The organism is Aeromonas enteropelogenes (genome assembly GCF_020097295.1).
In the GTDB taxonomy this organism is placed as follows: domain Bacteria; phylum Pseudomonadota; class Gammaproteobacteria; order Enterobacterales; family Aeromonadaceae; genus Aeromonas; species Aeromonas enteropelogenes.
This window is the reverse complement of record NZ_CP083625.1, coordinates 2,423,817-2,447,253: the sequence shown is the minus strand read 5'-3', so window position 1 is coordinate 2,447,253 and position 23,437 is coordinate 2,423,817. Positions and strand designations below refer to the sequence as shown.

24 protein-coding genes are annotated in these 23,437 nt (G+C 62.7%); 16 read left to right on the top strand and 8 right to left on the bottom strand.

The features are described 5' to 3' along the window. The first annotated feature begins 12 nt into the window (after positions 1 to 12). Entirely contained in the window at positions 13 to 1,137 is a 1,125-nt protein-coding gene (locus LA321_RS11540; protein ID WP_042072298.1) for a M20 family metallopeptidase, read from the top strand. 67 nt (positions 1,138 to 1,204) lie between these two features. Here LA321_RS11540 and LA321_RS11535 read toward each other — a convergent pair whose 3' ends face one another. From LA321_RS11535 to LA321_RS11525, 3 genes are all read right to left on the bottom strand, one after another. After that, complete coding sequence (locus LA321_RS11535) at positions 1,205 to 1,993, bottom strand: type 2 periplasmic-binding domain-containing protein (protein WP_407929428.1); 789 nt, start codon at positions 1,991 to 1,993, stop codon at positions 1,205 to 1,207. A gap of 59 nt (positions 1,994 to 2,052) precedes the next feature. Next, complete coding sequence (locus LA321_RS11530; protein WP_042072299.1) at positions 2,053 to 3,276, bottom strand: winged helix-turn-helix domain-containing protein; 1,224 nt, start codon at positions 3,274 to 3,276, stop codon at positions 2,053 to 2,055. 66 nt (positions 3,277 to 3,342) lie between these two features. Next, positions 3,343 to 3,984, bottom strand: a complete 642-nt coding sequence (locus LA321_RS11525; RefSeq protein ID WP_042072301.1) for a class I SAM-dependent methyltransferase — start codon at positions 3,982 to 3,984, stop codon at positions 3,343 to 3,345. A 214-nt stretch (positions 3,985 to 4,198) separates the two neighbouring features. On the opposite strand from LA321_RS11525, the gene LA321_RS11520 reads away from it, so the two are divergent. The 7 genes from LA321_RS11520 (at position 4,199) to LA321_RS11490 (ending at position 10,768) form a co-directional block, all read left to right on the top strand. After that, positions 4,199 to 4,870, top strand: coding sequence for a thermostable hemolysin (locus tag LA321_RS11520; RefSeq protein WP_042072302.1), 672 nt, complete (start codon positions 4,199 to 4,201; stop codon positions 4,868 to 4,870). Continuing rightward, on the top strand, positions 4,867 to 6,384 hold the full coding sequence (locus LA321_RS11515; protein ID WP_042072303.1) for an AMP-dependent synthetase/ligase: 1,518 nt from the start codon (positions 4,867 to 4,869) through the stop codon (positions 6,382 to 6,384). The genes LA321_RS11520 and LA321_RS11515 overlap by 4 nt, the downstream gene beginning before the upstream one ends. Then, the gene (locus tag LA321_RS11510) at positions 6,381 to 7,034 is read left to right on the top strand and encodes a TenA family transcriptional regulator (RefSeq protein ID WP_026457851.1); all 654 of its coding nucleotides are present in this window, start codon (positions 6,381 to 6,383) and stop codon (positions 7,032 to 7,034) included. The genes LA321_RS11515 and LA321_RS11510 overlap by 4 nt, the downstream gene beginning before the upstream one ends. A gap of 28 nt (positions 7,035 to 7,062) precedes the next feature. Next, the gene (locus LA321_RS11505; RefSeq protein ID WP_042072305.1) at positions 7,063 to 7,896 is read left to right on the top strand and encodes an SDR family oxidoreductase; all 834 of its coding nucleotides are present in this window, start codon (positions 7,063 to 7,065) and stop codon (positions 7,894 to 7,896) included. Position 7,897: 1 nt separating this feature from the next. After that, entirely contained in the window at positions 7,898 to 8,524 is a 627-nt protein-coding gene (locus tag LA321_RS11500) for a tetratricopeptide repeat protein (RefSeq protein WP_042072306.1), read from the top strand. 121 nt (positions 8,525 to 8,645) lie between these two features. Beyond that, entirely contained in the window at positions 8,646 to 9,332 is a 687-nt protein-coding gene (locus tag LA321_RS11495; RefSeq protein ID WP_042025697.1) for a response regulator, read from the top strand. After that, on the top strand, positions 9,329 to 10,768 hold the full coding sequence (locus tag LA321_RS11490) for an ATP-binding protein (protein ID WP_042072307.1): 1,440 nt from the start codon (positions 9,329 to 9,331) through the stop codon (positions 10,766 to 10,768). The genes LA321_RS11495 and LA321_RS11490 overlap by 4 nt, the downstream gene beginning before the upstream one ends. An 89-nt stretch (positions 10,769 to 10,857) precedes the next feature. On the opposite strand, the gene rloA3 is transcribed toward LA321_RS11490, so the two are convergent. Beyond that, the gene (gene rloA3 / locus LA321_RS11485; protein ID WP_042072308.1) at positions 10,858 to 11,358 is read right to left on the bottom strand and encodes a retropepsin-like aspartic peptidase RloA3; all 501 of its coding nucleotides are present in this window, start codon (positions 11,356 to 11,358) and stop codon (positions 10,858 to 10,860) included. 380 nt (positions 11,359 to 11,738) lie between these two features. On the opposite strand from rloA3, the gene LA321_RS11480 reads away from it, so the two are divergent. The 5 genes from LA321_RS11480 (at position 11,739) to LA321_RS11460 (ending at position 16,759) form a co-directional block, all read left to right on the top strand. Further along, complete coding sequence (locus LA321_RS11480) at positions 11,739 to 12,782, top strand: GMP reductase (RefSeq protein WP_026457207.1); 1,044 nt, start codon at positions 11,739 to 11,741, stop codon at positions 12,780 to 12,782. 216 nt (positions 12,783 to 12,998) lie between these two features. After that, complete coding sequence (gene earP / locus LA321_RS11475) at positions 12,999 to 14,174, top strand: elongation factor P maturation arginine rhamnosyltransferase EarP (RefSeq protein WP_042072309.1); 1,176 nt, start codon at positions 12,999 to 13,001, stop codon at positions 14,172 to 14,174. A 45-nt stretch (positions 14,175 to 14,219) separates the two neighbouring features. Continuing rightward, the gene (gene efp / locus LA321_RS11470) at positions 14,220 to 14,786 is read left to right on the top strand and encodes an elongation factor P (protein ID WP_026457209.1); all 567 of its coding nucleotides are present in this window, start codon (positions 14,220 to 14,222) and stop codon (positions 14,784 to 14,786) included. Between the two features lie 121 nt (positions 14,787 to 14,907). Beyond that, positions 14,908 to 15,660, top strand: a complete 753-nt coding sequence (locus LA321_RS11465) for a DUF3530 family protein (protein ID WP_042072310.1) — start codon at positions 14,908 to 14,910, stop codon at positions 15,658 to 15,660. A 142-nt stretch (positions 15,661 to 15,802) separates the two neighbouring features. Next, on the top strand, positions 15,803 to 16,759 hold the full coding sequence (locus LA321_RS11460) for a D-2-hydroxyacid dehydrogenase (RefSeq protein WP_042072312.1): 957 nt from the start codon (positions 15,803 to 15,805) through the stop codon (positions 16,757 to 16,759). A 58-nt stretch (positions 16,760 to 16,817) separates the two neighbouring features. Here LA321_RS11460 and LA321_RS11455 read toward each other — a convergent pair whose 3' ends face one another. After that, on the bottom strand, positions 16,818 to 17,303 hold the full coding sequence (locus tag LA321_RS11455; protein ID WP_026455940.1) for a glycine zipper domain-containing protein: 486 nt from the start codon (positions 17,301 to 17,303) through the stop codon (positions 16,818 to 16,820). Positions 17,304 to 17,502: 199 nt separating this feature from the next. Further along, positions 17,503 to 19,083, bottom strand: coding sequence for a GGDEF domain-containing protein (locus LA321_RS11450; protein ID WP_407929427.1), 1,581 nt, complete (start codon positions 19,081 to 19,083; stop codon positions 17,503 to 17,505). A gap of 203 nt (positions 19,084 to 19,286) precedes the next feature. Here LA321_RS11450 and LA321_RS11445 point away from each other — a divergent pair, with 203 nt between their 5' ends. Continuing rightward, on the top strand, positions 19,287 to 20,735 hold the full coding sequence (locus LA321_RS11445) for a GGDEF domain-containing protein (protein ID WP_082043434.1): 1,449 nt from the start codon (positions 19,287 to 19,289) through the stop codon (positions 20,733 to 20,735). A 253-nt stretch (positions 20,736 to 20,988) separates the two neighbouring features. Here the strand turns inward: LA321_RS11445 and LA321_RS11440 are convergent, their stop codons facing one another. Both LA321_RS11440 and LA321_RS11435 read right to left on the bottom strand, forming a co-directional pair. Further along, positions 20,989 to 21,639 (bottom strand): HAD-IA family hydrolase, encoded by a 651-nt coding sequence (locus LA321_RS11440; protein WP_042072315.1) that lies wholly within the window; start codon positions 21,637 to 21,639, stop codon positions 20,989 to 20,991. Further along, entirely contained in the window at positions 21,636 to 21,881 is a 246-nt protein-coding gene (locus LA321_RS11435) for a hypothetical protein (protein WP_042072316.1), read from the bottom strand. Before LA321_RS11435 ends, LA321_RS11440 begins: the two co-directional genes overlap by 4 nt. A gap of 111 nt (positions 21,882 to 21,992) precedes the next feature. Between LA321_RS11435 and LA321_RS11430 the strand changes: the two genes are divergently transcribed. Both LA321_RS11430 and LA321_RS11425 read left to right on the top strand, forming a co-directional pair. Then, positions 21,993 to 22,898 carry a LysR substrate-binding domain-containing protein gene (locus tag LA321_RS11430; RefSeq protein WP_042072318.1) on the top strand — a complete coding sequence of 302 codons (906 nt, stop codon included), beginning with the start codon at positions 21,993 to 21,995 and terminating at the stop codon, positions 22,896 to 22,898. 84 nt (positions 22,899 to 22,982) lie between these two features. Further along, the gene (locus LA321_RS11425; RefSeq protein ID WP_042072319.1) at positions 22,983 to 23,210 is read left to right on the top strand and encodes a putative hemolysin; all 228 of its coding nucleotides are present in this window, start codon (positions 22,983 to 22,985) and stop codon (positions 23,208 to 23,210) included. The last annotated feature ends 227 nt before the right edge of the window (positions 23,211 to 23,437 follow it).

Below are 23,437 nucleotides of genomic sequence, written 5' to 3'. Positions count from 1 at the left end.
GTGGAGCAACCGATGACTTTTTCTCTGGATGAATACCTGGCCGAGCTGGCCCCTCTCATCAACCTGGATTGCGGCTCATTGCACCAACCTGGCATAACCGCAGTGGCTGATCTGATGGCCGCCAAATACGAGGCCATGGGTGGCTGGCACATCAAGCGGGTCGACTGCGGGGTAGCCGGGGTGGGACTGGAAATTCGCAACCAGCCTGAGGCCGAGCAGATCGATGTGATGTTGATTGGCCATATGGACACCGTCTTCCCCCTCGGCACCGCCGCCGCCCGCCCGATGAGCGTCGATGGCGAGCGGGCCCATGGTCCCGGCGTCTCCGACATGAAATCCGGCCTGCTCAACATCGTCCATGCCCTGCGCGCCCTGCGCCGCGAGGTGCGCGACAACCTGAGCATCTGCGTCTGCATGAACCCGGATGAAGAGATTGGCTCCCTGCACTCCAGCGACTGGCTGGCCTCGGTAGCCAAACAGGCCCGTCAGGTACTGGTGGCCGAAGCGGCCCGTGCCGACGGCTCTCTGGTCAAGGCGCGCAAGGGGATGGCCCGCTATCGCCTCGATTTCACCGGCAAGGCGGCCCACGCGGGCAACGAGCCGCAGAAGGGGCGCAGCGCCATCACCGAGCTGGGTCACTGGATCCTGGCCATCAATGCCCTCACCAACTTCGAGAGCGGCACCACCCTCAACATCGGCATCGTCGAGGGGGGCAATGGCGCCAACATAGTGCCGGCCCACGCCAGCGCCGTGGTGGACGTGCGCTTCTGGGACAACCAAGAGTACAGCCAGGTCAACGACCGGCTGCTGACCCTGGCCGAGCGCCCTCATCTGGAAGGGGTCACCATCAAGCTGACTCGCGAGGCCCACAAGCCGGCCATGGTACCGTCAGAAGGAACCAAGGCCCTGATGGCCATCGTGGAGGAGTGTGGTCAGGAGCTGGGTCTGCCCATTCGCTGGCAAGAGGTCGGGGGTGGCTCCGATGCCAACCTGACCGCCGCCCTCGGCATTCCGACCCTGGATGGTCTGGGCCCTATCGGCGCCGGTTTCCACAGTGACGAGGAGTATCTGGATCTGGCGAGCATTGCCCCGCGCATCGAGCTGCTGGTGAAGGTGCTGACCCGCCTGGCTGCGTGATATCCCCATCCATGACCAAGGCCAGCCGGTTTGCACCGGCTGGCCTTTTTTATATCCGGCGACGCCGTCACTCCAGCGGCGGCAGAAACTTCGCCATCACCTCGCGGGTATGCCCCTCCTCCTCAAAGGCCACCAGCGTCTGATCCAGCTGAGTAATGAGCTCCCGGGCCCGTGGCGATCCCTTGCTCACGATCAGATAGAACCCCTTGCGATTGGGTAGGCGCAGATGGGTCAAGCCGGGTTCACTCTGGTAGATGCCAAGGCTGAGGCCGCTTAGCAGCGGCTCGACCGAGTTTGGCAGAAAATCGCAGCGCCCCCGCGCCAGCAGGTCGAGTGCCTGCTGCAACCGCTTGACCCGCCGCAGCTTCTTGTTGATGCCATAGGGGGCATAGTTGTAGCCGAGCAGTCCGCACATCCGGCCGCGGCTGGCCATCTCCAGATCCGGTGCCTCGGGGAAGCGGCGCTTGAGATAGAAGAGGCCGAGACGGGTGTGATAGAGGGGAACACTGTAGTAAACATGGGATGCCAGCTCCGGCTTGTAGCTGGCATCCCAGGTCAGCTCGCACAGGCCGTTTTGGTCATAGTCGACCAGTTCCTGCTTGACCCTGGCCCATGGCAGGTAGCGGATTTGGTGAGACAGACCATTCTGGAGCAGGGCATCGAGCACCAGGGTCGCCGCCGCCCCGGTCAGCCGTTCGGGTTCCGGCACGCCGTTGTGGCGCACCCAATACGTGTAGGGAGGCCATTCACTGCCATTGCCGAGGCAGATCCGCACCGGCGCGTCACTCTCCTGTGCCGAGGCGACCGGCATCAGCATGGCAAGGATCACGCCCGACAGCAGCCAGAATCCCTTCATCCCTCTTCCCCCATGTGCCAATCCCCTGAGTGCAGAGCGTCTTGCCCTCTGTGCTACCCTCACAGCCCCTGCCCCGGGCGCCATAGCGCCAACAGGGGGGGCGGAATATCGCCATAGGCCAAGGTCGGCGTCTGGTGCCACTGCGCCAGCTTTTGCAACGCATTTGCCAACTCCCTTGCCAGGGTGCGAGTCACCCTGACCCCCGCCTCCAGATAGAGGCTCTTTATCTCGAATACTCCCTGCTGGCGATGGGCCTTGGCATCCATCCGGCCCACCAGTTTGCCGCAATGCAGCAGCGGCAGCACGAAGTAGCCGTACTGGCGCTTGTGCGCCGGGGTATAGCACTCGATGCGGTAGTCGAACTCGAACAGCTCGCGGGCCCGCCTGCGATCCCACACCAGAGGATCAAAGGGCGACAAGGCCGTGGTATGGGTCGCCCTGAGGTTGCCCGCCTGCGCCTTGGCCAGCTCGTCAGCCAGCGAGGCGTGGACGAAGGCGCCGTGTTGCCATCCCTCCACCCGCACCGGCAACAGCTCTCCTTCGTCGGCCAGTTGATGGAGCAGGGCATCATATTTGCCGCGCCGCAGCCGATAGTAATCGGCCACCCAGCCGGCCTTGACCAGCCCCAGCGCCCGGCAACTGGCACGCACCATCTCTCGCTGCGCCGTCTCAGGGCTCGGCAGATCCCGCTCGTCGCACCAGCCGGGCATGACCCGCTCTGCCAAATCATAGACCCGCTGGAAGTTGCGCCGCTCGCGCACCATCAGGCGCCCCGCGGTGAAGAGCACCTCGAGATGGCGCTTCTCCGGCTTCCAGTCCCACCAGCCGTTGCCCTTCTCTCCCTTGCGGGCAAAGTCGGCTGCTCGCACCGGCCCCTGCTGGCGGATCTGCTCGAGTAGCCGGTCAATGTCCTGCTGATGAGTAGCGAGCCAGTGGGCAGAAAACTTCCAGCCCATGGCGGCAGGATCCAGCATGCGATGACGCAGCAGCCGGTAATCCTCGCGGGGAATGAAGCAGGCCTCATGGGCCCAGTATTCGAAAATGTCGCCGTCGGCCAGCAGTTGCTCGAGCCAGCCGGGTTCGTACTGTCCGAGCCGGCTGAACAACACCAGATAGGGGCTGCGCGCCACCACCGAGATGGTGTCTATCTGCAACAGCGCCATGCGGCGGATGGTAGCCAGCAGATCCGCCGGACGCGCCTTGCTACGGCGCGGGGCGAGCAGGCCCTGGGCTGCCAGTTGCAGATGACGGGCATCCTGCAACGACAGATGGGGAATGGACATGGATCACCGCTCCTTGGTATCAGATCATCAGCATGCCCAACTCATCGCCAAATGAAAATGGCGGGGTCAGGGTTTGGTGAACAGGGCCACATCGGCGTGGGGAAACTCAACCTCTGCCTGCCAGCTGACCGCCAGGGTGCGAAACGACGCTTCTGCAAAGAAGACGATGTGGGTCGGATCGTGGCGATAGCGCCAGGTTTTAAAGCGCTCGTCACCGAGCACCCGCTGGGTCTGCAACACCAGAATGCCGCCGGGCTTGAGGCAGCGCCACAGCAGATCCAGTGCAACCCGTGGCTCGGCGATGTGTTCGATCACCTCTGTGCTGGTGATGAAGTCATACTGCTGTGCCAGCAGCGCCGGTTCGTCGGCGTAGAACTTGTCATACCCCGCCATCACATAGCCCGCTTCCTGGCCCATGGCGATCAGGGCCGGCCCCGGGCCACAACCAAAATCGAGGCCACTGGCAGGCGCTGGCACCCGGGCCAGCACCTCGCCAAAGGCCCGCATCAAAAAGGCACGATAACGGGGATCACCCACCCGGTTGTCATGGCCGTCATAGACCGCCTTCTCCCCCTCGGCATCCAGATGATCCGCCGCATCCAGCCAGACCAGCTCGCATCGCTCGCAGCGGTAATAACACTTGCCCGCCACCGGCAGGGGGTAGGCCTGATGGCTGGCACACAGGGGGCAGCAGGGGGTGGATGACATGACGATACCTCTGGCAAGTGACAGCCGGGCAGATTGCCTGCCCGCCCCGCCGCTGGCAACTGTTTTATCGCCGCCACGCCACCGCATATAAAGGCAAGCAGCCCTTTGCCCACCGTCATGACTTCCATCCGGTCATGGCAACTTTTTGCGCCCCTTAAGGCTTTCTTAAGTTTGCCCTTTTAGGCTCAACTCATCGCAAGAGAAGGAGCATTCCATGACCACAGAGATCCAGGCACCCTACCGCTTGATGCTGGCCGACTCCCCGCAGCAGGTCATGGCGCTGCAGGCCTATATCCAGGCGGCCTACACCCAGGAATTCAACGCCCGCATTCCCCATTTCCTGCCCTGCCTGCTTGGGCTCTACCGTGCCGACGGCGTACTGGTCGGCGCCTGTGGTCTCAACCTGGCCAGCGCGGGGGCGCTCTATCTGGAGCAATATCTGGAGCACCCCGTAGAGGCGGCCATCGAGACCCGCCTCGGGGTACGCCCGGAACGCCAGCGCATCATAGAGGTGGGCAATCTGGCCTGCAGCGAGCCGGGCAATGCCCGCCTGATGTTTGCCGCGCTCTGTCGCCTGCTGTGCGACAACGCCCTCGACTACGTGGTGTTCACCGGTACCGCCAAGCTGCGCAACAGCTTTCATCGCCTGCGCCTCAATCCGGTGGAGCTGGCTCCCGCCCAGGCGCATCAGGTGGGAGAAGATGCCGCCGCCTGGGGGGAATACTACCGCTGCCAGCCCAGGGTGATGGTGGGTGACCTCAATCAGGGGCGCGAGGTGCTCGCCCAAAGCAGCCTGCTGCTCAACCTGCTGGCCCCCATGCCCGCCCTGTTCGACGACTCCCGAGAGACCTGCCGTATGGCTCGTGATAAAAGGTGCGCCCAATGACGCTGTTTGATGCCATCGCCAGCACGGCGAAGCAGAACCCGACACAGCCGGCCCTGATGGATAGCCGGCAGCAGCTGGATTACCGCCAGCTGTGGCAGCAGATCCTGCGTCTGGCCGACGAGTTGCAACAGGCGCAGATCCGGCGCCTGGCCCTACAACTGGACAACGGCCTGCCCTGGGCGCTGATCGATCTGGCCTGCACCCGGGCGGGAATCGTGGTGATCCCCGTCCCCCACTTCTTCAGCCTGGCCCAGCAGGCGTGGTTGCTCGAGAGCAGCGGCGCCGATGCTCTGGTGGGCCCGTCCCATCCTGACTGGCACCCGACCGCCCCCCTTGTGCTGACGGTGACCTCCCTCGCCGACGGTACGCCCGGCGAGCTGACCATCCCCCTGTGGCGGCACGTCCCGCTCAACCCGCCGGCCTTGCCCGCAGGCACCGCCAAGATCACCTATACCTCGGGCACCACGGGGCAACCCAAGGGGGTCTGCCTCTCCCTGGCCCGGATGATGGCGGTCTGCCAGTCGCTGGCAGAACGGGTCGCCCCGGCCCGGGTGGAGCAGCACCTCACCCTGTTGCCGCTGGCGACCCTGCTCGAGAACCTGACCGGCCTCTACGTGCCCCTGCTGACCGGTGCCTGCAGCCGCATCCCGTCACTCGGGGAGATCGGCTTCTCCGGCTCCAGTGCCCTCAACCCGGCCATGCTGGCCCAGGCGCTGCTGCGCTGGCCCAGCCACAGCCTGGTGCTGGTGCCCGAGCTGCTGCGCCTGCTGCTGGTGCTGGCCGGCAACAACCCGGCGCTGCTGCGCCAGTTGCAGGGGCTGCGTTTTATCGCCGTCGGGGGTGGCAAGGTGGCCCCCGAGCTGATCGCCCGCGCCCGCGCCGCCGGTCTGCCCGTCTATGAAGGGTATGGCCTCTCCGAATGCTGCTCCGTGGTGGCGCTCAACAACCCGCAGGCGGACAGGCCCGGCAGCGTCGGTCGCCCCCTGCCTCACTGCCGGGTCACCATCGCCGGAGATGGCGAGATCCTGGTGAGCGGCAACGCCATGCTGGGCTATCTCGGCCATGGAGATGCCGCCCACGATGAGGCCGCCACCATCGCCACCGGCGATCTCGGCTACCTGGATGAGGATGGTTACCTGCACATCACCGGGCGCAAGAAGAATGTCCAGATCACCGCCTTTGGCCGCAACTTCTCCCCCGAGTGGGTAGAGGCCGAGGCCCAGCTCTGTCCCGCCATCGCCCGCATCGTAGTCTTTGGCGACGGCCAGCCGGCCAACGTGGCGCTGATCCAGCCCCTGCCCGGCAGCGAAGGGGATCTGCCCCGCCAGATCGCACAACTGAACAGCCGGCTGCCCGACTACGCCCGCCTGCACCACTGGTTGCCGGTAGCGCTGGATCAGTCCCCCGGACTGCTGACTGCCAACGGTCGGCCCCGTCGCAACGAGATTTATCAACACTTTTCCCGGCAGATCAGCCAGTGCCTCAGCGAAGGCCTCACAGGAGAATCAGCATGAGCTTCTACCAGACCCTGCAACAAGCCACTTCCCAGGAGCGCGAGCACCTGTTCAATGCGCCCATCATCGAGGCTTGCCGCCGTGGCGACATCCAGCGCGAGACCTACCTCGCCTTCCTGACCGAAGCCTATTACCACGTGCGCCACACGGTTCCCCTGCTGATGGCAACCGGTGGCAAGCTGGGTCAGGAGTACGAGTGGGTGCGCGCGGCCATCAAGGAGTACATAGAGGAGGAGTACGGCCATCAGGAGTGGATCTTAAGCGACATCCGCGCCTGCGGCGGGGATGCCGAGGCGGTGCGCCACGGCCAGCCCGGTCTGCCCATCGAGCTGATGGTGGCCTTCCTCTACGACCAGATCCAGCGGGGCAATCCCATGGGTTTCTTCGGCATGGTGCAGGTGCTGGAAGGAACCAGCGTCGCCATCGCCCTGACGGTGGCGGATCAGATCAAGAGCGGGCTCGGACTGCCTCCCCAGGCGATGAGCTACCTGAGCTCCCATGGTGCCCTGGATCAGGAGCATCTCAAGTTCTTCGAATCCCTGATGAACCGGGTGGAGAACCCTGCCGACCAGGCCGCCATCATCCATGCCGCCCGCGTGGTCTACCGCCTCTATGGCGAGATGCTCTACAACCTGACCGCCCGGGCGTGAACCGCCCACAGTGAAGGAAGCACATACCATGCAACTTGAAGGGAAACGCGTACTGCTCACCGGAGCCAGCGGCGGCATAGGGGAAGAGCTGGCGCAGGAGCTGGCCGCCCAGGGGGCCCATCTGCTGTTAAACGGACGACGAGGTCCGGCACTGGAGCGGCTGCGAAAGTCCCTGCCCCATCCGGAGCGCCACCAGGTGCTGATCGCCGATCTGGGATCGTCCCAGGAGCGGGCCAGGTTGCTGCAGCATCCCCTGCTGGAAGAGGGGATCGACGTCTTGATCAACAACGCAGGCTGCAACCAGTTTGCCTGGCTCGAGGATCAGAGCAGCGAACAGGTGGAACGGCAGCTGCGGCTCAACATCGAGGCCCCCATCCAGCTGACCCGGACCCTGCTCCCGCAGATGCGCAAACCTGGCATCATCATGAACGTGGGGTCGAGTTTTGGCAGCATCGGCTACCCCGGCTACAGCGTCTACTGCGCCAGCAAGTTCGCCCTGCGTGGTTTTAGCGAGGCGCTGGGACGGGAGCTGGAGGGAAGCGGCATCAAGGTGCTGCACTTTGCCCCCCGCGCCACCCGCACCCGTCTCAACTCGGAGGCCGCCTACGAGATGAATGCCGAGCTCGGCACCCACACCGACAGCCCCCAGGAGGTGGCCGAAGAGGCGGTTATCGCCCTGTGCAACGAGACCCGCCGCCGCTGGCTCGGCTGGCCGGAGCAGCTGTTCGTGCGTCTCAACGCCTTGCTGCCCGGCATCGTCGACAAGGCGCTGGCCAAGCAGCTGCCCATCATCGAACGCTATGCCCGGCATCTGCCGCATGAGGCGCTGCCCCATTCCATCCCGACCAAGAAGGAGTCCTGATATGACCCGGATTGCTTGCAAATACGGCGTCCTCGCCATCCTGCTGGGGGCCGCCGGCGCCCAGGCGGCAGACGATGCCCTGATCCCCATCCAGCAGCAATGGGCCGTCTGCCAGTACCAGCAGGTCGACAAGGCCAAGGAGCACTGCCTGGAGACCCTGAGCGGCCAGGCCGAACAGGCCAGTGCCAAGGAGCCCTTTCGCACCGATCTGCTGATCTGGTCGGCCATCGTCAAGAGCACCTGGGCCGGCGCCAAGGGCGGCCTGGGGGCGCTCGGGCTGGTGAAGGAGGCCAAGGCCAAGCTGGAGCTGGCCCTCAAGCAGGATCCCAAGGCCCTCGACGGCTCGGCTTACACCAGCCTGGGCTCCCTCTACTATCAGGTGCCCGGCTGGCCGGTCGGCTTCGGCGATGACGAGAAGGCGGAGCAGCTGCTCAAGCAGGCGCTCGCCATCAACCCCACCGGCATCGACCCCAACTTCTTCTATGGCGACTTCCTGCTCGATCAGGGGCGCAAGGCAGAAGCGAAAACCTATCTGGACAAGGCGCTGGCCGCCCCAGCCCGCCCGGGGCGCGAGCTGGCCGACGAGGGTCGCCGCAGCGAAATTCGCGCGCGCCTCGCCAAGCTGTAAAAAGCCAGCCTGATCAGACAGCTATTTAAACTCTGCCCACCAGCTTGCATACTGGTGGGCAGAGTCGTTTATGTCGTAAAGCCGAGTAACCGGCTTGTTCCCTGACGTGATGGAGAGAGAGATGCGCATCCTGCTGGTAGAAGATGACGTGATGCTGGGCGATGGCATGCAGGATGCCCTGCGCCACAGCGGATACACGGTGGACTGGTTGCAACAGGGGTTGCCCGCCCTGGCGGCCCTCAAGAGCGACGAATTTGCCGCCCTCATCCTCGACCTCAACCTGCCGGACATCGACGGCCTAAGCCTGCTGCGCAAGCTGCGCCGGGAGGGGCACCAGCTGCCGGTGCTGATCCTCACCGCCCGCGATGCCCTCGACGATCGGGTGATCGGGCTGGATGCAGGCTCCGATGACTACATGGTCAAGCCCTTCGCCCTGCAGGAGCTCAACGCCCGCCTGCGCGCCCTGGTGCGCCGCAGCAAGGGGCAGGCCCAGGCGATGGTGGAGTATGGCGACATCCTCATCTATCCCGAATCCCAGCAGGTCACCTATCAGGGGGAAGCGGTCAAGCTCACTCCCCACGAGTACAAGCTGCTGCTGGAGCTGCTGAGCCAAAGCGGCCGGGTGCTGAGCAAGGAGCAGTTGCAGCAGAGCCTCTATGGCTGGGATGAGGGGGCCGAGAGCAACGCGGTGGAGGTTCACATCCACCACCTGCGCAAGAAGTTCTACAGCGACCTTATCCGCAACATCCGCGGGGTCGGCTACATCATTCCCCAGCTCGATCAGGCAGGACGGAACCAGGCACGATGAGACGCTCGAGCTCCATTCGCCGCTTTCTGCTAACCGGCATCCTGACCCTGGTGAGCGCGAGCCTCACCATCAGCACCTTCATCGGCTACATGGAGGCAAGCCACGAGATGGAGGAGCTGTTCGACGCTCGTCTTGCCCAGTCGGCCCGCATCACCAACAAGCTGCTGGCACGCTACATGGCACAGGAGGGGCCGCTCCCCCTGGATGGCACTATCTATCAGGAGTGGGAACAGCAAAATCCCGATGGCTGGCAGAAAGACAAGAGCCTCAATATCACCGGCGAGGACAGGGAGATCACCCCCTATGGTCACGAGTTCGAACGCAACCTCTACTTTCAACTGCTGAACGAGCAGGGAAATCTGCTGCTGAGTTCCCCGAGCGCCCCGCGCCAACCGCTGGTCACCCTGACTCGCGGCTTCGATACGGTGGAAAAGGATCACCACCATTGGCGCACCTTCACCCTCTACAACGAGGAGGAGCGAACCTGGCTGGTGGTGGCGGAGCGGGATGACGAGCGCAGCGAGCTGGCCAGCAAGATGGCGACCCTCGCCATGCTGCCGCTGCTCATCACCCTGCCCTTCCTGCTGGGGTTGCTGTGGTGGCTGATCACCCATGGCCTGGCCCCCCTGCGTCAGCTGGCCCAGGCCATCAGCGAGCGCCACCCCGCCAACCTGACCCCCCTCAACCTCAAGGCGGACGCCCAGGAGCTGACGCCGCTGGTCAACGAGATAAACCGCCTGATGCAAGCGCTGGCCGAAACTCTGGAGCGGGAGAAACAGTTCACCAACGAAGCGGCCCACGAGCTGCGCACCCCGCTGGCGGTGCTCAGGATCCACAGCGAAAACGCCCTGGCGGCGGACGATGAGGAGAGCCGCCGCCAGTCGCTGCACAAGATGCTGCAGGCGCTGGATCGCAGCGATCGCCTGATCCGCCAACTGCTGACCCAGGCGCGCATCGACAACCAGCAGGAGGTCGTGTTGGTCGAGCTGGAGATCGGCCACCTGCTGCAAGGTACCCTGGCGACCCTGGCTCCCATCGCCCTGCAAAAGGATCAGCAATTGTCGCTCGAGAGCGATACGCCACTGCGGGTAATGGGGCAGGCCACCCTGCTCGAGCTGTTGTTTGGCAACCTCATCGACAATGCCCTGCGCTACACCCAGCCAGGTAGCGAGATCCGGGTGCAGGTGCGGCGGGAGGGAAGCCGGGTAAGAGTGGATGTGAGCGACAACGGGCCCGGCATCCCGGACCACGCCCTGTCACGACTGTGCGAGCGCTTCTATCGGGTCAATCCCCAGCAGGGGGACGGGGTCGGCCTTGGCATGGCCATCGTCTCGCGCATCGCCCAGCTGCATGGTGCCGATCTCGATGTACACAACCTGCCGGACAGGGGTCTGGAAGTGAGTCTCTGGCTGCCGTTGTCAGTCAGCGCCAAATAGATTACCAAGTAGATAACAAGAGGGGCCGCTTGCTGCGGCCCCTCTGTTTGGGCTGCACATCTGTTTGGCTGCACATTGGCAGCGCAGATTTAGCGACAATCCGGCTGGCGAGTGAAGGTGCGACCTGCATCCACCGGCCCCATCTCTTCCAGCATACGGCGCCCCAGCAGCACCGGATAGATCATCTTGCTGCGATCCCGCAGGGTAAACCAACCCTCATAGACCCGATTCCCCACACAGACGGACATGGTCACGACTGGCCGCTTCTGTTTCTCCTTGCCCCCGGCGCCGCGCACCGTCACGTGACGTTCCACCGGCAGTTCAAACTGCTGGGATACCTGTTTGCCGCTGTCGACATCGGTCACCCGCAGCCAGAAGCGCACCCAGTGTTTGCCATCGCGCTTGAATTGATGTAGCTCCCGGGCATCCATCGAAGAGGTGCGCGCCCCCGTATCCAGCTTCATCTTGACCGCCACGCCGGTGGGGAGGATCAGCCCTTTCTCCACCCAGCCGAGTCCTTCCTGCGGCGCCGCCAGTGCGCTGCCGCAGAGGGCCCATATCAGTACCGTGCCTGCTATCCACTTGCTCATACCACAACCTCAGCCATCTCATCTTCACAAGGTGAGGCCCAGACTTATCACACTGTCTTGCGAGGGGACATCGCTTTGTGCCGGACGCTAGCCCAGGAGGGCGAAGGGGGATGACGAGGCGACAACCAATGTCTGGCGACGGGAAATGGCGGGGGGAGAGAAACGCCAGGTTAGCCTTGGATGAAACCATCGGCCAACCTCAGGTTGTGACGCCAAAGGCTACCATAACAGTTGGTGAAATATCAGTCTTGTTCCGGGGGGATTTTTGCCTACACTGTTGTAAACCGGAGGCCCTGAAAAACCCCCGGTTTTTTTGTGCCTGCCGAAAATTTGCCACTGCAACAGTGACGAATCACTCAAGGCTCAATAAGGAATTTGCAATGCGTATCGAAGAAGACTTGAAGCTCGGTTTCAAGGATGTCCTGTTTCGCCCCAAGCGCTCTACTCTCAAGAGCCGTTCCCAAGTCAGCCTGACCCGTCAATTCACCTTCAAGCACACCCGGACCCAATGGCAGGGGGTGCCCGTCATCGCCGCCAACATGGATACCGTCGGCAGCTTCGCCATGGCCCGCGCCCTGGCCGGTTTCGAGATGATGACGGCGGTGCACAAGCACTACAGCCTCGAGCAGTGGCAAACCTTCGTCAATGAGACCGACCCGGCCCTGCTGGGTCATGTGATGGTATCGACCGGCACTTCGGACGAAGACTTCGTCAAGACCCGCCAGATCCTCGCCATGTCCGAGGCGCTGCGCTTCATTTGCGTGGACGTGGCCAACGGCTACTCCCAGCACTTTGTCGAGTTCCTGCGCAAAATCCGTGAGGCCTGCCCCAATCACGTCATCCTGGCGGGCAACGTGGTGACCGGCGAGATGGTGGAGGAGCTGATCCTCTCCGGCGCCGACATCGTCAAGGTAGGCATTGGCCCGGGCTCGGTCTGCACTACCCGGGTCAAGACAGGTGTCGGCTATCCCCAGCTCTCCGCCATCATCGAATGTGCCGATGCGGCCCACGGCCTTGGTGGCCAGATCGTCGGCGACGGCGGCTGTACCTGCCCGGGGGATGTAGCAAAAGCCTTCGGCGGCGGCGCCGACTTCGTGATGCTGGGGGGCATGCTGGCGGCCCATGAGGAGTGTGGCGGCGAGATCATCGATGTGGATGGCGAACCCTTCATGAAGTTCTACGGCATGAGCTCGTCGAGTGCCATGGACAAGCACGCCGGCGGCGTCGCCGAGTACCGTGCCTCCGAGGGCAAGACAGTGCTGCTGCCCTATCGCGGCCCGGTGGAGAATGCCGTGCGCGACATCCTGGGGGGCGTGCGCTCCACCTGTACTTACGTCGGTGCCAGCCAGCTGAAAGAATTGACCAAGCGCACCACCTTTATCCGGGTACGCGAGCAGGAGAACAACGTCTACGGCAAGGAGTAAACCGAGTTCATCTGCTTTTGAATCCTTTGGCCCGGCAAAAGCCAGCTTAAAGAGTTGAACAAAGCACGCACCACCTTTATCCGGGTGCGCGAGCAGGAGAACAACGTCTACGGCAAGGAGTGATCTACCAGACCACCCGCGACCTGCTTACGGTTAGAAGCCAGCCAACCGGTGTGCTACCCTGCGCACCGGTTTCTTTGCATCTGGATCCCCGACATGACAAGCCCCCTACCCCGGTTCGACTGGGATATCTTCTGCTGCGTAGTGGACAACTTCGGTGACATCGGCGTCACCTGGCGACTCGCCCGCCAGCTGGAGCAGGAGGGGCATGGTGCGGTGCGGCTCTGGGTGGACGATCTGGCGAGCTTCGCCCGCATCTGCCCGGGGCTCAACCCTGCGCGGGACGGCCAATGGATCGAGGGTATCCATATCCAGCACTGGCATGAAACCCTGCCCGCCGACATCACCCCGGCCAAGGTCGTCATCGAGGCCTTTGCCTGCGAGCTGCCCGCCCCCTTTGTCGAACGCATGGCCGAGCAGAGCCCGCCCCCCTGCTGGATCAATCTGGAGTACCTCTCGGCCGAGAGTTGGGTCGAGGATTGCCACGGCCTCGCCTCCCCCCAGCGGGTGGGCAACCGGAGCCTCGACAAATACTTCTTCTTCCCGGGTTTTAGCGCCAGAACCGGCGGCCTGCTCTGCGAGCGTGCGCTGCTGGCCGAGCGGGATCGCTGGCAACAGGATGACGCTGGCCTTGCCGCCTACTGGGCGAGCCTGGGCCTGCCGCCCAAACAAGAGAACGAGCTGCGGGTCAGTCTCTTTACCTACGAGAGCGAGGCGCTGGTGAGCCTGGTCGAAAGCTGGTGCCAGAGCGCCACGCCGGTCACCTTGCTGCTGCCGCTGGGGCGCTCATTGCACGACGTGCTGCGTGGCGCAGGTTTGGAAGATGCCATCCCTACGGCCAGGGCGGGCGATCTGCTCCATTCGGGCAACCTCGCCATCAAGCTGCTGCCGATGACGGATCAAGCCGACTACGATCGGCTGCTGTGGAGCTGCGATCTCAACCTGGTGCGCGGGGAAGACTCCTTCGTACGCGCCCAGTGGGCCGCCCGCCCCTTCCTGTGGCACATCTACCAGCAGGAGGAAGAGGCCCATCTGATCAAGCTGGCGCACTTCCTCGACCACTATCTTACCGATCTGCCTGCCGAGTGCGGCCAGTGGCTGCGCGACTTCAATCTCGCCCTCAATCGGGGCGAGGATTGCCGCGCACTCTGGGCTAACTGGCCACGCTATAGCGCCATTTGGCAGCAACATGGGCGAAGCTGGTCACAGAAGTTGCAGCACGATGGGGATCTCGTCACACGATTGGTGAAATTTCTGGAAAGCCGTATATAATCTGGCAGTTTTTATCCGTCCGTTTCACGAACAGGAATTTTTTACATGAAAACCGCACAGGAAATCCGCGCTGGTAACGTAGTCATGATCGGCAGCGAGCCGATGGTGGTCCAGAAGGCTGAATTCAACAAATCCGGCCGTAACTCCGCCGTGGTCAAAATGAAGCTGAAGGGTCTGCTGAACGGCAGCGCCACCGAGACCGTCTTCAAGGCCGACGACAAGCTGGACGTGGTTCAGCTGGAACGTAAAGAGTGCACCTACTCCTACTTCTCCGACCCCCTGTATGTCTTTATGGACACCGAGTACAACCAGTACGACGTAGAGAAAGACAACCTGGGTGACGTGCTGAACTACCTGGTAGACGGCATGGAAGACATCTGCGAAGTGACTTTCTATAACGAGAAAGCCATCTCCGTAGAACTGCCGACCACCATCGTTCGCGAAGTGGAATACACCGAGCCGGCTGCCCGTGGCGACACCTCCGGTAAAGTGACCAAGCCTGCCCGTCTGAAAGGCACTACCTACGAGCTGTCTGTGGCAGCCTTCGTAGAGATCGGTGACAAGATCGAAATCGATACCCGCACCGGTGAATTCAAGCGTCGCGTCAACTAAGTTGACCCCTTGAACAGGATGCAAAAAAGCGAGCCACCGGCTCGCTTTTTTATTGCCCCTTGCTCGCACCTTCAGAAAATGACGCCGTGGCCGCTAACCCAGATAACCGGGGGAGCACACTATGGCCAGATTATCCTTATCACTGCTGTTACTGACGATGCTGGCCAGCCATGGCGCGCAAGCCATCGAGGTCGCGCCGCCCGCCCCCGTCGATCACTGGCAGGAGAGCGACTGGCAAGGGCTGCCCGACGTCACCCGCATCGACAAGCAGACGGTGCTGTTTGCCAAGCACGACAGCGAAAACTATCTGGGGCTCGCCATCTTGCTGCCGGACTGGCAACGCAGCGGCCAGCTATGGCAACTCACCCGGGATCTTCGCCTGCTGGGCTTCGATACTTTGCTGCTGCTCCCCTCTCCCGAGCAGGCCGAGCTCGACCCGGCCGCCGAGAAGAAAGCGAAAGACAGCGACGCCTTTCGCAAGCAGTTTGCCGAGCGGATCAGCAAGCTGGCCGAGGCCAAGCTGCAAGATGGCGGCTTCAAGCTGATATTGGCCCAGGGCACAGGGGCTGCCTGGACCACCAACCTCATCGCCAGCGAGCAGTTGCCCGCCCCCGATGCGCTGGTACTGCTCGACGGCTTCTTCCCCAATCAACAGAGCAACCAGACCCTGGCCAAGCAGGTGGCCCAGGCCACCATCCCCACCCTGGATCTCTATCAGGAAGAAGGCGGCAGATGGCCGCAGCTCGCGGCGGCAGAGCGCCTTAGCGAGACCCGTCGCAGCCACAAGCTCAACTATCGCCCCTACGCCCTGATGGAGCTGGCGGAGACGCCAACCCGCATTCAGGGCTGGCTCAACCACCTGGGCTGGCTCTGACCCAGCCCTGCCCCTGCACGCCAAAGCGCGGGCACGGTCACATCTGCCGCAGAAAGCCCTCCTTCGCGCCCCGCGACACTGGCTCTGGCTGCACCCTATTTGGCATCATGACCGTTCGGCCCCGTTCATGGCAGGAAGGACCATGCAGCAGATTGTGTTTCTCGACAGCGATACCCTGGATGCAGGCATCACCCTGCACCATCCCGACTTCCCCCATCACTGGCAGAGCTATCCGAGTACCACGCCAGAGCAGGTGGTCGAGCGGCTGCAGGACGCCAGCATCGCCATCATCAACAAGGTGCGTATCGGGGCCGACGAACTGGCCAGACTGCCCCAACTCAAGCTCATCGCGCTGGCGGCCACCGGCAGCGACAACGTGGATCTGGAGGCCTGCCGCGCCGCCGGCGTCGGCGTGTGCAACATCCGCAACTACTCGGGCCCCTCGGTGCCGGAACACGCCATGGCACTGATGCTGGCACTGTCGCGCAACCTGTTTGCCTGGCGCCAGTCGCTGCTGGAGGGACGCTGGCAGCAGAGCGGCCAGTTCTGCTTCTTCGATCACCCCATTGCGGATCTGCACGGCAAGCGGCTTGGCATCATTGGCAAGGGAACGCTCGGCCAGGCGCTGGGCGAGCGGGCAAAAGGGATAGGCATGGAGGTGCGTTACGCCCAGAGCCAGATCGGAGGCAACGCGGATGAGGACCGGCTGCCGCTGGATGACCTGCTGCAAAGCTCGGATGTGGTGAGCCTGCACTGCCCGCTCACCCCCTATACTCGCAACCTCATCGGCGAGCGGGAACTAGGGCTGATGAAACCGGGCGCTCTGCTGATCAACGTGGGACGCGGCGGCCTGGTGGATGAAGCCGCCCTGCTGCGGGCACTGGCCAACGGCCGTCTCGGCGGCGCCGGATTCGATGTGGCGAGCATCGAGCCGCCGCCCCCCGATCACCCCCTGATGCAGGCCCTGCAATATCCCAACTTCATCCTGACCCCCCATGTGGCCTGGGCCAGCGAGGAGTCGATGCAGCGCCTCGCGGATCAGTTGTTCGACAACATCAATGCCTTCGCCGCCGGGCGGCGCCAACACCGGCTGGTGTGAGCCAGAAACAGAAACGGGGCCTGCAGGCCCCGTCTTCATTCACACGCACCGGAGGGCATCAATCATCGTCGTCATCGTGCCATCTGTGTTTTTTGTGCTTCTTGTGTTTCTTGTAGTAGTGGCGGTGATGATGATCATCGTCGTCGTAATAACGATCCCGGCTCTTGTGGCCATCCCCCGTCTTGGCACCGATGGCCGAGCCACTGGCACCTCCCACCCCGGCCCCGATCAGCCGACCGGTATCACCGCCGACACTCTTGCCGATGGCGGCGCCACCGAGCGCTCCAACGGCGCCGCCGAGGGCGGCTTCATTCTTGTTGCCTCTGTTGGCTGTTGCTGCACCACCGGCCGCACCGCCAATGGCGGCCCCCACCAGTGCCCCGGTGTCGCCACCGAGCTCCTTGCCGATCATGGTGCCTGCCACGCCGCCGGCACCGCCCCCCAGGATGGTATTGAGTGTCTCGGAGGCGTGTGCCACCGAACTTCCCAACAACAAGCCACCCAACAGAGTCAGGGCACTCAGGCCACGCTTGTTCATCCTCATGGATACTCCTGTCAACGCTGATTAATTTTCCCGAACTATACGATTTACGACAGGATGTACCAGTGTCGCAGGAGAGCGACAGGTGCCTCTCTTGCCCTGGATAATAAATTCATAATCCATTGAATTTAAATCAAAAAATAACTTTATCAGAAAGCTGGCGAGAAGTTGGTGACAAGGTTCCCCGACAGGCAGGGAGCATTTAGCCATCATCGCTCGGACAGAATTTGTCAGCACTACCCGCGTTACTCTGCTCATTTTGGAGCTGTGCTGGCAGGGACCAACGATCACGCCCCAGCCGCTTGCTCTGGTAGAGGTACTCATCGGCCCGCTCGAACAGGTTGTGGTGCACTTCCGGATAGTGGGCTCCCCCTGCGCTCAGGGTGACGGCGATCCGCTTCTCGCGCCACTGCTGGTTGCGCACCCGGATGAAGAGCTGTCGCAATCTCCCCTCCAAATCGGCCCGTTCCATGGTCAGCAAGGCGGCAAACTCATCCCCGCCAAAGCGATAGACATTCCCCTCACCCAACTGCTCGGCCAGCAGAGCCGCTATCCGGCGCAACACCTGATCGCCGCAGGCATGACCATGGGTGTCGTTGATGTTCTTGAAAAAATCCACATCGAGCAGGAGCAACCAATGAGGCTGCCCCTCTTTCAGCAGGGTTTGCTGCCTGGCATCGAACGCCCGACGGTTCATGATCCCGGTGAGAGGGTCGTGGTGCAGGGCATCCTGTCCGCGCAGCAGATTGGCCCTGACCAGATCCACCTTGGAGAGGCTGTCATCGACAAACCAGGTCTTGTGACCGAGGAAACGCCGGCCACTTTTGACATCCCGGGAGATCTCGCTGAGGGAGCCGGCCACCAGACGCTGCTCCAGCCGGAAGATCCTGACCAGCACGAGCAGGCTCAGCAGCCAGATGACGGCAAGCAGCAGCTGGGGCAACACCAGCATCCGCAGATCTTCCCCGAGGATGGCGCGAAAGAGGGGGGCGGAAAGATAGATATGCAGATCCCATCCTATGTCCTGCAAGGGATGAGTGAGATGCACCCCGTTGCCAAGCACGCCGAAGCCCAGCCAGCTCCAAATGCCCTCTGGCTTCTCCCCGCGCCGGGCAAGCAAGTCGAGGTTGCTGGCAACAATGACATCATCACCGCCGGCAGGAGTCAGATAGATGGCCACCGCCTGCTCATCGCCCAGGGAGTTTTGCAGCGCCCGCTGCAGGGATGCGAACTGCATGTCGACCATCAGCAGTCCCAGCAGGCGATCCTCCTTGTCCATGACCCGTTTGACCAGAGTGAGGGTCTGAACCCTGGTGTCATATTCCAGATAGGGGCCCAGCCATAATGGCTCTTCCCCGACCTGGGTGACTGCGGCATACCAGGGTCGCTCGGTGGCCTTGAATTGCGGCGGACGCTCCCAGGCGGGATAGGTATCGATGCGATCATGACGCAGGTTATAGAAATAGATGAAGTGATCATCGGGCTGGATCCGGTGCGCTATGGTCCAGTAAGGGTTCAGGGCCGACTCGCCACGGGCAATCGCCTCCCTGTCCAGCGAATCGTCGAGCACCGTAATCTGGCGCTCACTGACCTGTATCATCTCATGGATCAGGGTGGCTTCGATGGAGGCGGCGATGCGGCCATAACTGGCGATCGTCCTGTCGATATCGCGCAGCAACCCCTGCACGCCCAATATCAGTGTCGTGATGAGTACCAGGCCACCCAGCAGCAGGGTCATGGGTACCAGCAGGTAATACCGTTTGCAGGGAGGAGCGAGACTCACACATGTACCTCTGGATGACCATGGAGAGACCCTCATTCTAAAAGCAATAAATACAATCAATCATTGACCGGCATCAGCATTCCACTCTAAATAACAGTGAAATCAACAGTTGCCTAACGCAATGATTATTCTATGCTTTTATGGATTCTTTCGCAGCCATCTCCATACACCGCCATGGCCAAAGTCGCCATCAGGAGTCTCTCATGGAAGAGATAAAACCCTCGTACATAGACGTACTCCGCGCCCCTCCCTGCGCCTTCTTGTGTATGGCCACCCTGATATGCCTCTTTTCACTGGCCGGGATCTTCACCCGTCCTCCCGACATGCTGGCCGCCTTCTGGCCCGCCAACGCCGTGTTCCTCGGCATCATGATCCGCTATCCCATTCTGGCCTCACCCGCCGGCTGGCTGGGCGGAATAGCCGGTTATCTGCTGGCGGCTCTCTTCACCGATGACTCGCTGCTGAAAACCGGCCTGCTGACCCTGGGCAACCTGGTGGGCGTCGGGGTCGGCTATCTGCTCTACCGGCGACTAGGCAGGGATAATGTGCGCCTCAGGCACCCCAACGCCATCGTTTACCTGCTGCTGATCAGCATGGCCGCCTCGTTTGCCGCCGGGCTGGTCGGCGCCCTGATCAACCCCATCCTGTTCAATGGCCGCTCGTTGCACGGACTGGGTTTCTGGTTTGCAAGCGAACTGGTCAACTACATGGCCTTGCTGCCGGTACTCCTGACCCTGCCCCATGCCGGCGCGATACGAACCTGGTTCAAGGCACTGTGGCTGCCGCACGTCTCCTGGGCAAGAGTGCTGCCCTTGCTGATGTTTATCTGCTCCCTGTTGCTGGCGGAGATCGTCTCGGGTCCGGGCTCCCTCGCCTTCCCGGTTCCTGCCCTGCTGTGGTGCGCCGTCAGCTATTCGCTCTTTACCACCACCCTGCTGTCGCTCGGCTTTACAACCCTGACCCTGCTTGCCATCTCCAGCGGTTATCTCGTCATCAACCACGACGCCCAGACCCAGTACTGGATGTTCTCGGTGCGGATCGGGATCATGCTGATCGGCCTCACCCCTCTCACGGCAGCCAGCATCATGGCGACCCGCAACACCCTGCTGCGCCAGATGGAGTACATGGCCCACCACGATCACCTGACCGGCGCCCTCAATCGTGCGGGCTTCTGGCCGAGCGCCCAACAAATGCTGGCACAGCTGGATCAGCAACATAAGCCGGTCGCCGTCTGCATGCTGGATCTGGACAACTTCAAGCAACTCAATGACAACCACGGCCATGAGGCGGGGGACCGTGCGCTCAAGGCATTCACCATGGCCATCAGCCAGGGGATGCCCGGCAGCACTCTGCTCGGACGGCTCGGTGGCGAGGAGTTTGCGCTGCTGCTGCCCGATGTCCCGCCGTCCCAGGCCTGGGATCTGGTCGATCGGCTGCGAAGCGAGGTGGCGCAGTTGCAAGTCATTGACGAGGCCATGCGCCCCGTCACGATCACGGTCAGCATAGGGCTCGCCTATCGGGAGCCCGGCCATCTCAACCTGGAACAGCTGCTCTCCCACGCAGATGCGGCGCTCTATCGCGCCAAGCACAACGGCCGCAACCGGGTAGAGTGGTATCAGGACACGACCTGCAGTCAGGAGTATGGCCGCTGAGCCGGGCAAAACCCGGCCCCCCCCCCCCCCCCCGCAGGTAATATCGCGTGTTGGGAAGAGCGAAGCTCATGAGCTCTCCGCAAACTTCAACCAAAGAGGCTTGTTGCGAGCGCGGCAAAAGACATCCATCACTGGCCGACATCAGGCACCCCATCCAAACAACAGGGTGACAAAGTCTCCCACACAGCGGACAGCCATCACTCAACAGGCTACCCTTCTGCCCGCCCCGTTCGCCGGGGGTTTTTATGACCGCTCAGGTCAACAACGTCAGCTGCAGGCCGTCATCTGCCTCCACCATGCTCACCTGACGCCAATCCTGGATCAGCGCACTGACGCCGGGATCCAGCCGCTGTCTCCCTCCCACCTGTGCCACGGTGCAACCGGCCCGCAGGGCACTGGTGATGCCAGCCGGTGCATCCTCAAACACCAGGCAATCAGCGGCCACTACTCCCAGCCGCTCTGCCGCAAGCAGATAGGGTTCGGGATCCGGTTTGCCGTTTACCACATCGTCAGCCCCCACCAGCAGGGTGGGCAACGCCAGGCCGGCGCTCAGCAGCCGATGACGGGCCACACGCTGGCTGGCCGAGGTCACCAGCGCCCAGCGCTCAGTCGGCAGGCTTGCCAGCAGGGTACGGGCGCCGGAAAGGGCCTCAGCCTGGCCGGTGTGATGGATCTCCAACTCGTCGAGCAGGGCCACCTCCTGCGCCAGGTCCAGCTGCGGGGTCAGGGTGCGGATCACCTCCCGCGAGCGCACCCCGTGACAGATGGCCAGTACGGGCTCGGGAGCCAGCCGGTGGCGGCGGCACCAGAGCCGCCACACCGTCTCTACCTCACCGGTGGAGTGCACCAGGGTGCCATCCATGTCCAGCAGCAGGGCAGCGGCCCGCAGGGTTAGCCTGCTCATGACAAAACGCCTGCCACGGCGGGTTCGTCCCCCGCCAGGATATCGCCGAAGGCCCGCTGCTGGGCGGCTCGCTCATAGCAGGTGAGGGCCTGCTCGGCGTTGCTTGCCCAGACTTGCAGGGGACCAACCGCAAAACCCTGTTGCAGCAGACTCGTCAAGAGCTCTCCCGTTTCGGGGGCGGCCAGTGGCTGTGCCATCACCAGGGATCCCTTGATTAAGAACAGATAGCGTTCGCTAGACATGGCGTGACTCCTTGTGTGCCGGACGGGCAACAGGCCCGCCGCACATCCATTACAACAAGGAGGTGTGATAATTTATAATCAATAAATCGCCACATTGGATAACCAACTGGAATGAAATTCGACTTGAGGCAACTGCAGGCTTTCGTGATGCTGGCAAAGACCGCCAACTACCGGGAGGCCGCCAACCGGCTCTTCATCACCCAGCCGGCCCTCACCAAGCAGATCCAAGGGCTGGAACAGGCCCTTGGCTGCACCCTGTTTCACCGGGGCAGGCACGGCGCCGAGCTGACCTCCCTTGGCGCCCAATTGCTTACCCAGGCCAACGCCCTGGTCGAACACGGCAAGGGATTCGAGCGCCATGCCCTGGCGCTGGCGAGCGGCATCGCCGGGCGGCTCAAGATAGGTTTCGGACTGTCCAGCTTCGCGCTGGCCCCCTCGCTGGTGGCCCGCTTCAGGCAGCTGGTTCCCGAGGTGATGGTCCATCTGCAAGACATGCCTTCCGCCATCCAGCACGAACAGCTGCTCTGTGGCCAACTGCAGCTGGGCTTCATGCGTCGGCCCCAGGCGCCGCAACTGCAGGAGCACAGGTTGTTGACCGACCGGTTGGTGCTGGCCGTTCCCACCCAAGTCACGGGATCGGATCCGGCCAATTTCGACGTCGAACAGGCTCTGACCAGCCAGCCGTTGTTGCAGATGGTCGGCCATCGCTGCCCCGGCCTTAGCCAGCAGATCGCCGGTTTCCTCGGCGCCAACCGGCTGACCGGCATGATCCAGGAGACGGAAGATGTCCAGACCCTGGTCGCCCTGGTCTCCGCCGGCATCGGCAACGCCATACTGCCGCGCAGCGTCAGCTTCATTGCAGGCCCGGATGTGACCCTCTACCCCCTCTCGGGTCCCTATTCGGAGTGGGAAATCAGTCTGGTGTGGAACCCGGAATTTGCCGATCCCATCCGGGATCGCTTCCTGCAACTGGTTCTGGAGGCCCACCCGACTGTCTGCCCCGCGACCAAACGATAAGCCGGACTCATCTTTTGCCTTGCCAATGAGGGAGGCATAAGATGGGGCAGCAAGTACCCAGCCAACATCTGAAGGGAGATCAACATGATAAAAACGGTTATTGCGCTACTGCCCGTCCTGCTGCTGGCCGGCTGCGCCAGCGAGAAAGCGCCCGCCCCGGTCGGCATGGCCAATCCGGCCTCGGTCTACTGCGCTGAACAGGGAGGCAAGGTCATCATCAAGCAGGAAGCCGATGGCGCCGTGGGTTACTGCCATCTGCCGGATGGCCAGGTGGTCGAGGAGTGGACCCTCTATCGCGCGGCTCATCCGTAATCTTGCAGTAACGACAGGCCTGATACACAAGGGGGTCGGTTCACCAGAACCGACCCCCTTGTCGTTGTGGCCATGTGGGCGATACTCGAAACGCGACACGCCGATACCGGCCAGCTTGCGGGTATGGGATTCGGCGCCGTCACAGGCCTGCACCCAGCGAGCCGAGATGTGCACGAACAGTTAGGCCCCTTTCAGCACCTTCCCCCTGCTCGGGTGCGATAAAACCA